This is a genomic window from Natrinema versiforme JCM 10478 (assembly GCF_000337195.1).
GTDB lineage: Archaea > Halobacteriota > Halobacteria > Halobacteriales > Natrialbaceae > Natrinema > Natrinema versiforme.
In genome coordinates, this window is the sequence record NZ_AOID01000014.1 from 79,920 (window position 1) to 90,206 (window position 10,287).

Consider the following 10,287-nt stretch of genomic DNA (forward strand, 5'->3'; position numbering starts at 1 on the left):
GAAACGGGGCAGTTTTCTGCGTTCTCAGCCGACCAGCCGCCGGGCCGATCGGACCGCTCTCTGTCCACTGCTGAGTCGATAGCGTTCCGACTCCGATTTGCGGCGTGCTATCGGACGAGAAACCAGCGCATGTCGTGTGTCGTGAGAAGCGCAGAAACGCAAACCTCGCCGGCTAGTCCAGTCGCGTCGCCTGCTCGAGTTGTGCCTCCGAGATCGGGGACTCCTTGGGTTGGGTCGCCCGCCCGGACTCGCTCGAGCGGTAGATCGCGTCGATGACCCGTTGGACGGTTAGGGCCTCTTCGACGGTGTTCGATTCCGGCGTCGCGCCCACGGCGATCGCCTCGAGGAACTGCTCGTCTTGCTTTCCGTAGCCGGTCAGGGTCTCGTCGCCGGTCATGTTGACATCGGCGAAGTGGTCGCACCCGGCCGTGCCGGCCTCGAGAATCCGTAGATTCGTGTCGCCGATATCGAACTGGGCACCCGCCTGCGTGCCGCGGACTTTGAAGTCCATGCTCTCCTCGCGGTTGGTCGCCCACGCGGCCTCGAGCGAGATGGTCTGGCCCTCCGCCGTGCGGATGAAGGCGCTGACGGAGTCGTCGACCTCGTAGGTCTCCGCTTCCGCGTCCCAGTTGTCGCCGAAGCCGTCGGGATCGGCGTACTCCTCGTCGGTGCCGAACGTTGTCCGGGCGACGCCGCTCACTTCCGTGATCTCGGGGAAATCGAGCGCGTAGAGCGCGAGGTCGAGCGCGTGGACGCCGATGTCGAGCAAGGCACCGCCGCCGGCGAGTTCGGGGTCGGTGAACCACGAGCCGGGACCGGGGACGCCGCGCCGGCGGACGTAGTCGGCCTCGACGTGGGTCAGGTCGCCGAAGCGGCCGCGGGCGTGTTGTTCGTCGAACATGGCCATCGACGCGGCGTGGCGGTTGTGAAAGCCGACCATACAGATGCCGTCCGATCGGGCCGCCGCCTCGGCGATCCGTTCCGCGCTCTCTAAGGTGTGGGCCAGCGGTTTCTCGACGAGCACGTCGAGTCCTTGCTCGAGGGCGGCGACGGCGATCGGTTCGTGGAACCGGTTGGGCGTGGTAACGATGACGGCGTCGACGGCGTCGTCGACGACGAGTTCGTCGTGAGTCTCGTAGGTGCGCGCGCCGAACTCCTCGGCGAAGCGGTCGCGTTGCTCCGGGACGAGGTCAACGCCCGCGACGACGTCTGCGCCGAGGTCCCGAATGCTTCGCGCATGGAGGTTCCCCATGCCGCCGAGGCCGACGATACCGACCCCGATCCCGTCGCCGATCATGTGTCTGCCCCCGATTTCGGTCCAGCAGAGAGAGAGGTGCGCTGAGAAACCGTTCGTTTCGATGGCAGTTGTATCCGGTTCCGTTCCATAGAGTGAGGCAGTCGGCGATCGAAATAAGGGTTGTGACCGATTAATCTGTACAGCCATTTCGTATTTCACGTATTACGATACTATTACGCCAACACTCTTCAGATGTATTGACTGAATCTAGTATTTCAATTCGATATTTCTGCCGCGGATCGGGCGGATGAGACCGCCGGTGCGGCGGCGGAGAGCCGCCGCGACCGGTCGGCGGACTCGAGCGGGTAACGGCCGACAGTATAAGCATCCGGCGCGCCGACCGGGCGGCCATGGTCGCAGTCACGATCTGGAACGAGTTCCGCCACGAACGCGAGGACGACGCCGTCGCGGCCGTCTACCCCGACGGCATCCACGAGGCGCTCGCCGACGTCCTCGCGACCGACCACGAGGTTCGGACCGCGACGCTCGACGAGCCCGACCACGGGCTCACCGACGACGTCCTCGAGTCGACGGACGTCCTGCTGTGGTGGGGCCACGAGGCCCACGACGAGGTCGCAGACGACGTCGCCGGCCGGGTACAGGAACGCGTCCTCGAGGGGATGGGCTTTCTCCCCCTGCACTCGAGTCACTACGCGAAGCCGTTCAAGCGGCTCATGGGGACGACCTGTAGCCTGCAGTACCGCGAGGACGGCGGGACCGAGCGGCTCTGGGTCGTCGATCCGGGGCATCCGATCGCCGACGGGCTCGGGGAATCGATCGAACTCCGGAAAACGGAGATGTACGGCGAGCCGTTCGACGTGCCGGAACCCGACCGACAGGTGTTCATAAGCTGGTTCGAGGGCGGCGAGGTGTTCCGCAGCGGCTGTTGCTACCGGCGCGGAAAGGGCCGGATCTTCTACTTCCGACCGGGCCACGAGACGTATCCGATCTACGAGAACGAGGCCGTTCGGCGGGTGCTGCACAACGCCGTCGACTGGGCCGCTCCGACCGAGGGCTCGCCGCGGACGTTCGGCGAGCGCGCGTAACGGGCGTTACAACTCTTCTCGACCTTACAACTCCTGGCGGCCCTCGTCGGTGATCACGCTCTCGAGCAGTTCAACCGGCGTCGCGTCGTAGGCGGGATTCTCGACGGCGAACCCGTCGGCGGGCTCGGGCATGACCTCGCTGCCCGGCCGGTGCTCGTTTTCGAAGACGAACCCCTCGCCGACGATCTTCGAGGCGGAACCGAGGACGGTGACCGGCACGTCGAGTCGGGCGGCCGTCGACGCGATCGGGAACGTCCCGACGCGGTTGTACAGCGTGTCGTCGACGATGCAGTCCATGCCGACGACGACCCGATCGCACTCCTCGAGGTAGATGCCGTGGGCGCTGTCGGTGAGCAGCGTCGTCTCGACCCCTTCGAGGTCGGCCAGCGTGCGGGCGGTCTTGCGTCCGATGTACCGCGGCCGAGCCTCGGTGACGTAGACCTCGAACGTCTTGCCGGCCGCGGTCGCCTGCTCGAGGGTCTCGATCACCGTCGAGGAGTAGTCGTGGGTCAGAATCGTCGCGCCGTCCGCGAGGGCCTCGGCGGCGTTTTCGGCCGCCAGCCGCTTGCCGGACTCGATCCGCGAGACGACCTCGTCGATCTTCTCGCCGGTGAGCCGCTGGGCCGCCTCGACAGTGTCGGGATCGGCGTCGCTCACGTCGCCGACGACCTCCCGCACGGCGTTTTGCAGCGAGGCGTGGGAGGGGTTCGCCCGCCGGAGCACGGAGCCGTTCCGCTCGAGCGCGCGAGTGAACTCCTCGACGGTCGCGAACTCGCGCTCGAGTAACTCCTCTAAGGCCTGCGCTGCGCGGACCGCAACCACCGAGGAGCTGTGTGTCTGCATCTCTCGAATTTCCTCGGCCGTCTCGTCGATCATACGCAGATGTTTCCCGTCAGCGCAAAAGGTGTTCCGGGTGACCTCACCGGTTCTGTCACGCGGCTTGCCGTATCCGCGGCGTCCTCATGCGTCGCCGTCGAACTCAAATATCCGCTGTAACTCGGCCTCGATTCGGTCGACGAGTTCCTCGAGGACCGTCTCGAACTGGTCGTGGTCGGCCACCGCGCCGGCTCGCTCCCGCGGGTTCTCGGGGAGTTCGACGCGGAACTCGCCGTTCCCCGCATAAAACGGCTCGCTCTCGCTCAGTACCTGCCGGTCGATCGCTTTGAGAACCGTCGAGTCGTATTGGCCGTGGAGCTGCTGGTAGGCCGCCGAATAGGCCTCCTCGAGTTCCTCGAAGTAGTAGACGTACTTTTCCTCGAATTTTGCCGGGTCGAACTCGGTCACAGACGTCCGTCAGCGCGCGGCCGGGTAAACGGTTCGGGACGCCGCCGACTCCCGCCCCCACGCTTACGTTCTCGAAACCCCTAGAACCGGCGATGACAGTCACCGTCCGGTACACCTGTCCGCACTGCGGAGCCGTCGTGAGCCTCGAGCGCCCGCCGGATCTGGCGGATCGGTCGGTGACGAAGGTCCGCCAACCGGGCTGGGAGTACGCCGCCCCCGACGATCCGGACCGCGAGTCGGCCGACGGGATCGAGTTTCTCTGTGGCGAGGACGGCGATGTCACCGACCTCGAGGGCGACCCGCTCGAGGGCTGTGGCCGCCCCTTCTACCTCAATTTCGTGCGCTACGAGCAGGGTGTCGAACTCGACCCCGATCCGCCGACCTACGGCGGGCCGCGGTTCGATTTCAACGCGTAGAACCGCTGATATCCGTGGCGGTTGGAGTGCAAGCGATGCACCCGCGAGGTCAGTGGGACGTACGTCCCGCCAGACTTCACGAGGTCCGCGAAACCGAAGGTTTCGCTTGATAACGAGAGGCCTTCGGCCTCTCGAACCACGAGGGAGGACCCGAAGAAAAAAGGTGGGAACACAACCCTTTTCGACGCTGGCAAGTAGCTAGTGACATGGACGAAGACGCCGTTCGCGACCATCTCCGTGCGGTCGAGGATCCGGAACTCGGCGACGATATCGTGTCGCTCGGGCTCGTCAACGACATCACCGTCGACGGCGACCAGGTCGACATCGACCTCGCGTTGGGTGCTCCCTACTCGCCGAGCGAGAGCGACATCGCCGCCGAGGTCCGCGAGGTGCTGACCGCCGAGGGCCTCGAGCCGGACCTGACCGCGAGCGTCCCCGACCGCGACGATCTCACCAGCGAGGAACAGGTGCTGCCGAACGTCAAGAACGTCATTGCCGTCGCCTCCGGAAAGGGTGGCGTCGGCAAGTCGACCGTCGCGGTCAACCTTGCCGCTGGCCTCTCGCAGTTGGGCGCGCGCGTCGGCCTCTTCGACGCCGACGTCTACGGGCCGAACGTCCCGCGGATGGTCGACGCCGACGAGCCGCCGATGGCGACCGAAGACGAGACGCTCGTGCCGCCGGAGAAATACGGCGTGAAGCTGATGAGCATGGCCTTCCTCACCGGCGAGGACGACCCCGTCATCTGGCGCGGTCCGATGGTCCACAAGGTCATCACCCAGCTCACTGAGGACGTCGAGTGGGGCCATCTGGACTACCTCGTCGTCGACCTCCCGCCGGGGACCGGCGACACCCAGCTGACGATGCTCCAGACCATGCCCGTCACGGGTGCGGTCATCGTTACGACGCCCCAGGACGTTGCACTGGACGACGCCCGCAAGGGCCTCGAGATGTTCGCCAAACACGACACCGTTGTACTCGGCATCGCCGAGAACATGTCGACCTTTGCCTGTCCCGACTGCGGCGGCGAACACGACATCTTCGGCTCCGGCGGCGGCGAGGCGTTCGCCGACGAACACGAACTTCCCTTCCTCGGCTCGATCCCGCTCGATCCGGCCGTCCGCGAGGGCGGCGACGGCGGCAAGCCGACGGTCCTCAAGGATGCGGACGGGACCAGCGACTCCCTGCGGACGATCACCGAGAACGTCGCCAACAACACCGGAATCGTCCACCGACAGGGGATCTCCCAGACCCGGCGCAGCGAGGCCGCCTCGCCCGACCGATGAGTTCCGGTCGCGACGACGGCGGGGCGGAAACCGCCGGCAATGACGGCGACGGGTTCGATCCCGATCCCGAGCGCGTCGAGCGCCTCCGCGAGATCGCCGACGACGTTCGCGGCGAGACCAGCGAGAGCAAACAGCTCGCCAACATCCTGTACCGGACCAGCGACCTCTACGACGAAAGCGAGGAGACCTCGCCCGAAGAGATCGTCCGCAACGTCAAATTCATTCTCGAGGTCAACGAACGCGGCGGCCTCGGTCGCTGAGTCCGCCGTCGATCCGCTTTGCCCTGTCCCCGCCCGCAACCGAGCGCGTCGCTTTTGGGGCTGCCACGCGAGAGACGAGTGTGGACGCGAATCAACGGTCTCGAGCGAACCCCTACGGCATGGACGAGGAGTGTACGAACTGTCCGGCGCTCTGCGAGACGCGCACACAGGTCGTCCACGGCTACGGCGACGTCGGCGCGGACTTCCTGTTCGTCGGCGAGCGCCCGACCGCACGCGCGGACGAGACCGGCATCCCCTTCGCCGGGGAGGGCGGCAGCGACGGCGACGGCGGACTGCGACGGATGCTCGAGCGGCTGGGCCTCTGTGACGTGACCGCGCCGGCAGACGACCCCGAACTCGAGAACGTCTATCTGACGAACCTCATGCGCTGTCGCGATCCCGACCGGCGGCCGACCGACGAGGAGATCGGCAACTGCGACCCCTATCTCAACGCCGAGATCCGGATGATCAACCCCGAAATCCTCGTTCCCGTGGGCGAGCGCGCACTGGTGGAACTCGGCACGGAGTACACGACGACGCCGGTCGAGGACCTCGCGCTGCCCGACGACCACGCCGAGCGGATCCGCGGCCGCGGGTTCGAACTCATCCCGATGATCGACCCGCGCGAGCAGACCGACGCGCAGACCCAAGCGTGGCTCGAGGCCTTCGCGGAGCTGATGGCGACGGACTATCGGCAGACGAAGGGACGGCGAAAGCGGTGAGAACAGCGGCGGTCCGTTACCAATACGGGTTCTCGCGCCAGCGCCTCGAGCCGACGCCCGAAGCGATCAGGCCGCCGACGGCGAGGGCCGCGACGGCGAGGACGCCGATCGTCGGCGCGAGGAAGTCGCCGGGCGAATCGATCAGGTAGCCGGTACCGAATCCGTACGCGCCGAGGACCGCCAGCGCGGCGACCGCGAGCGTCGCGAGCAGGCCGGCAATCGAACGTTCGTCCATACCCGCTCGAAGGCGCTGCTCCGTTATAATTCATCTTCATTTCCGCGGGACTCCGTCTTTCGAGGCCGGGAAGCGCCGCGTTCAAGGACCGCGGCCGCGGAGTAGCTGTCATGATCGTCGTCGTTCCGGTCGACCCGCCGCGAGACGGGCTCGTTCTCTCCGCGCTCGCCGACCAGACGCCGCTGACTGACGCCGAGGCGGTTTCGCTCTACGAGGCCGCCGTCGCCGACGTCCTGTGGGCCGTCGCAGGGAGCGGCGGCGACCTCCTGATCAATTACCGGGACGCCGAGACCCTGCCCGAGCCACACGCCGACGGCGACCCCGAGGCCGAGGTTCGGGCGCTCGTCCTCGACGCGCTCGGCGGCGATGCGGCCGAGGACGTTCGCTTCGAACGGCAGGTCGGCTCGAGCCGGTCGGCTCGCGTCGGGAACACCGTCACGCACCTGCTCGAGCAGGAAGGGGCCCAGAGCGTTGGGGTGCTCGAGCCCACGGCACCGCTGGTCAACCGAACCGAAATCGACGGCGCGGCGATGTCGCTGCGCCGCCACGAGGTCGTCCTCGGGCCGGCCGACGAGGGAAGCGTCTATTTCGCGGGCTTTGCGGAGCCGATCGATTTCACCGACGCGTACGCCACGCCGGCGCTCTCGACAATGAGCCGCCACGCGAGCGAGGGCGGTCTCGGCGTCGGGTTCGCCCCCATGCTCCCGACCGTGTCGACCCCGGCCGGACTCCGAGCGACCGTCGCCGGACTTGAGGCCCGGCAGGCGGCCGAGCGGCCGGGTGCGGAAGCGACGGCGGCGCTGGTCGACGAACTGGGGCTGACGGTCGGGGACGACGGCGGGCTCGAGCGCGAATAGACCGACTACCTGGAAGTCGGAAACGGTGACAAAGAGAGAGGGTAACAGTTTTGTAGTTTGCTCACTGCACGAATTGCCGATACTTACCGGTTCATCGTCCGGAATGTCGTACTACTGTGACGTGATTTTCCGCAGAAGAATTTTTCACTATCGGGTAAGCACTGGAGCGCATTTTAAGTCGTTTTGGTTTTGTGAGTGATGATTTTCCCCTTCGAATAGTTCGATTTTGTAACTGCTCAGCCAGTCCGCGTGGCCTCCTTCCGCTCTCGACTATCCGCAATCGATCGATACGGCTCAACCAGATAGTCCCAGATCGTGTTTGCCGCCTGCTGTCGAGGCGTATGCACGTAGGGGGACCGCGGGAGTCTTCGAGCGAGTTTGTATGCTGGTGACCCGGACGAATTCGAATAATCGACGAACCTGTCGATATCCGCGCGAGCGAGCCAGTCGAAGAACGCCTCGGCACCGGGCTCCTGATACGTCTCCCGGTGAGCGTGGTCCTGTAAATCCCTCCACATGGTCGCTTTCGCCGGGCCGAGTTTCCAGCCGCCGCTCTCGAGTTGCTCACGGGCATAGTCGAAGCTCTCTGCATCGATTCGATACCCGTGTTGATGGGGATCGAGACCGGCGAGCACTAATCCGAAAGCCGTTCGGAGGCACTTTTCGCATTTATTACAGTTGCCGGGCCCCGGTTTGAGACACGTGTGGAGGTGAATTCCGTTCTCGCGAATGAACTCCGCGAGCCGTTCGATTTTCTCCTGGCGCGTGAATTCGAAGCCGTCGCTCTGTACCGACGTACGGCCCCACGCGATATTGTCGACGATCTTCGGATGGTTGCCGACTTTGATGTCGTACTTCCGGGATGCGCCGTCCGCCATGTAGATCGTCTCGAATCCCTCCGTGAACGCAAGCGGCGCGCAAAGCCCCGTGAGTCCTAACCCCTGTTGGACGGCGTCGTACCAATCACTCTGGAGGTATCTGTTGAAGTGGGCGTTCAGCATGAAGTCGTCCAAAAACTCCATCATATTCGTTCGAACGAAGAACAGATCCAGTCCGCGAGACTGTGCGAACGCGCTGACCCGCTCCATCTTCTCCGTCCACGCGTTCGTGTCATGGAAATCGACATCGAACCCATGTATGCAAACGAGCGTGGGCTCCTCGTCTCTGTGTCGGTAGTACGTATCTAACGCGTCGACACCGCCACTGAACAGAAGTGCATTGGTCCCCGTGTCCCGCTCTTCGCCAGTGTTAGTGACCGGTGTTTGACAGCGGATGTCACCCCTGTCCATGAACTGTGGATACATGTCTCGAAAGGCCTCTCGAACGTCGGCCAAGGATTCCAGAAACCGCTCGTCGAGAGCGGGGAGTTCGACGGCAACGCCGTTCGCCCACGCGACGGGACAGACGTTCGCTACCCACGGTATGAACAGCAGGCTCTCGGGAACGTCGCTGATGTCCGTCCCATACTCTACGATGTATCTGTTAGTAAGGAAGAACCCGCTCAGTTTGTCCGGATACTCGAATTTGAAATGGACCGTCGATTCGTCTCTTTTTATCTCCTTGAGCGTGATTGCGTCCATTTTCCCCCGGTACCCACTGTACAAGGAGCCGCTATCTAATTCTGTTTATAATAGTATATTGTTTACACCAATACCTGATTTTCATCTGATACAGAATCGGAGCAATGCGACGGGTGCACTCGAGAACTTGCCCCTCTCTTCGGCTTCGGTAACAGGGCTTCAACTGCGCCGGCCGTCATCCTCGGTTGTACAGATAGCTCACGGGAGAGCAGTTCGCTCGAGATCGAGCGCATACCCGCCTCGACTTTCCGTGGCCATTGGTGGACCCTGTCGCTGCTGCCGGCGTTATTTCGGGCGGTGTCGTGAGCCTGCCCCTCGAGCGTATCGGGACCTTTGCCCATGCGAACGAGCTGTTCGATGAACGTTGTCCGGTGTCCAGTGTCGGCGGGTAGTTGCCGTTCGTTGCGGTATTCCCGAGAGGGACCGGGAATAAGAACGATACCTTCAACTTTCTCGGGCTTGGACGTAGCAATACGCCCCGTTGACGGCGATTCGGGTCTTTGAGACGTGACCGGGGCGAGGCGACGCTTCGCGGTGGGGTGGCAGAGCGGCCCAACGCGCCTGCCTTGAGAGCAGGTGGCTGTCAAGCCTCATGGGTTCAAATCCCATCCCCACCGCTTTTGCGACGCGTTCGCGAGTAATGTGAGCGAACGCCCGTGAGAACGGAGTTCTCACGATGAACGGACGTGAGGAGCAAAGCGTCAAGATAGATTTGAACTAGACCAGTCGCGCGCAGCGAAGCGAGCACGTCTGGGCGTGGTTCAAATCCCATCCCCACCGTCTTCTCACTCGCGATACTCCTCGCTTCGCTCGTCGTATAGTGTTCGTGAGAAGACGACACGTTGGGATTTGAATCAGGGAGTGAAAGGAGCGCAGCGAGTGGAACGACCGTGGTTCAAATCCCATCCCCACCGCTTCATTGCAATTTTGGTGAGTAGTATCATCACCATACTACTTCTATATCGCTCTCACCCAGATAGAATTGATCTCCGGTGATAAATCTCCGCTACGATGGTCCAAGGCTAATCAAAGTAGACTTGGCTACAAACTTCCTGATCCACCTCTTACTATTACTTTATAGATTTGTGAAATGATGATCGAGTCATACAGACTAACAGTAAGAATTCGATTCTAAGGACTACACTTTCTTGGCCAGATGGTCCTTAGCGTCACGAGCAAGTTGAACAGCCTTCATATAAATCTCATCTGGCGATCCTAGGCCGTGTTAAGTTAGGAATGAGGCGGTCGAAGTTCTGGATGCCTATGGCCAAAACTGACCGCCTCGCCGTCTCTACTGGATGGATCGA

General features: G+C 63.4%; 11 protein-coding genes and 1 tRNA gene. 7 read left to right on the top strand and 5 right to left on the bottom strand.

Features of this window, described 5'->3' with window-relative positions:
* Positions 1-172: 172 nt before the first annotated feature.
* Positions 173-1,297 (bottom strand): Gfo/Idh/MocA family protein, encoded by a 1,125-nt coding sequence (locus tag C489_RS04245; RefSeq protein WP_006429912.1) that lies wholly within the window; start codon positions 1,295-1,297, stop codon positions 173-175.
* Positions 1,298-1,647: 350 nt separating this feature from the next.
* On the opposite strand from C489_RS04245, the gene C489_RS04250 reads away from it, so the two are divergent.
* On the top strand, positions 1,648-2,343 hold the full coding sequence (locus C489_RS04250) for a ThuA domain-containing protein (protein WP_006429914.1): 696 nt from the start codon (positions 1,648-1,650) through the stop codon (positions 2,341-2,343).
* A gap of 24 nt (positions 2,344-2,367) precedes the next feature.
* Here C489_RS04250 and C489_RS04255 read toward each other — a convergent pair whose 3' ends face one another.
* A complete protein-coding gene (locus C489_RS04255) occupies positions 2,368-3,219 on the bottom strand; it encodes a translation initiation factor eIF-2B (protein WP_006429917.1) in 852 nt (283 codons plus the stop codon).
* An 84-nt stretch (positions 3,220-3,303) separates the two neighbouring features.
* Positions 3,304-3,627, bottom strand: a complete 324-nt coding sequence (locus C489_RS04260; RefSeq protein WP_006429919.1) for a DUF5783 family protein — start codon at positions 3,625-3,627, stop codon at positions 3,304-3,306.
* Positions 3,628-3,719: 92 nt separating this feature from the next.
* On the opposite strand from C489_RS04260, the gene C489_RS04265 reads away from it, so the two are divergent.
* The 4 genes from C489_RS04265 to C489_RS04280 all read left to right on the top strand — a co-directional run bounded on the left by C489_RS04265 (position 3,720) and on the right by C489_RS04280 (position 6,308).
* Positions 3,720-4,043, top strand: a complete 324-nt coding sequence (locus tag C489_RS04265; protein ID WP_006429920.1) for a hypothetical protein — start codon at positions 3,720-3,722, stop codon at positions 4,041-4,043.
* 206 nt (positions 4,044-4,249) lie between these two features.
* The gene (locus C489_RS04270) at positions 4,250-5,326 is read left to right on the top strand and encodes an Mrp/NBP35 family ATP-binding protein (protein WP_006429922.1); all 1,077 of its coding nucleotides are present in this window, start codon (positions 4,250-4,252) and stop codon (positions 5,324-5,326) included.
* A complete protein-coding gene (locus C489_RS04275) occupies positions 5,323-5,586 on the top strand; it encodes a hypothetical protein (protein WP_006429924.1) in 264 nt (87 codons plus the stop codon). The genes C489_RS04270 and C489_RS04275 overlap by 4 nt, the downstream gene beginning before the upstream one ends.
* Positions 5,587-5,705: 119 nt before the next feature.
* Positions 5,706-6,308: a uracil-DNA glycosylase gene (locus tag C489_RS04280; RefSeq protein WP_006429925.1), complete on the top strand. Its 603-nt coding sequence runs from the start codon at positions 5,706-5,708 to the stop codon at positions 6,306-6,308.
* 16 nt (positions 6,309-6,324) lie between these two features.
* Here the strand turns inward: C489_RS04280 and C489_RS04285 are convergent, their stop codons facing one another.
* The gene (locus C489_RS04285) at positions 6,325-6,543 is read right to left on the bottom strand and encodes a hypothetical protein (protein WP_006429927.1); all 219 of its coding nucleotides are present in this window, start codon (positions 6,541-6,543) and stop codon (positions 6,325-6,327) included.
* A 110-nt stretch (positions 6,544-6,653) separates the two neighbouring features.
* On the opposite strand from C489_RS04285, the gene C489_RS04290 reads away from it, so the two are divergent.
* Positions 6,654-7,400 (top strand): hypothetical protein, encoded by a 747-nt coding sequence (locus tag C489_RS04290; RefSeq protein ID WP_006429928.1) that lies wholly within the window; start codon positions 6,654-6,656, stop codon positions 7,398-7,400.
* A 236-nt stretch (positions 7,401-7,636) separates the two neighbouring features.
* Here C489_RS04290 and C489_RS04295 read toward each other — a convergent pair whose 3' ends face one another.
* On the bottom strand, positions 7,637-8,980 hold the full coding sequence (locus C489_RS04295; protein ID WP_006429929.1) for a hypothetical protein: 1,344 nt from the start codon (positions 8,978-8,980) through the stop codon (positions 7,637-7,639).
* Positions 8,981-9,513: 533 nt separating this feature from the next.
* Between C489_RS04295 and C489_RS04300 the strand changes: the two genes are divergently transcribed.
* Positions 9,514-9,597, top strand: a tRNA-Ser gene (locus C489_RS04300).
* Positions 9,598-10,287: the final 690 nt, after the last annotated feature.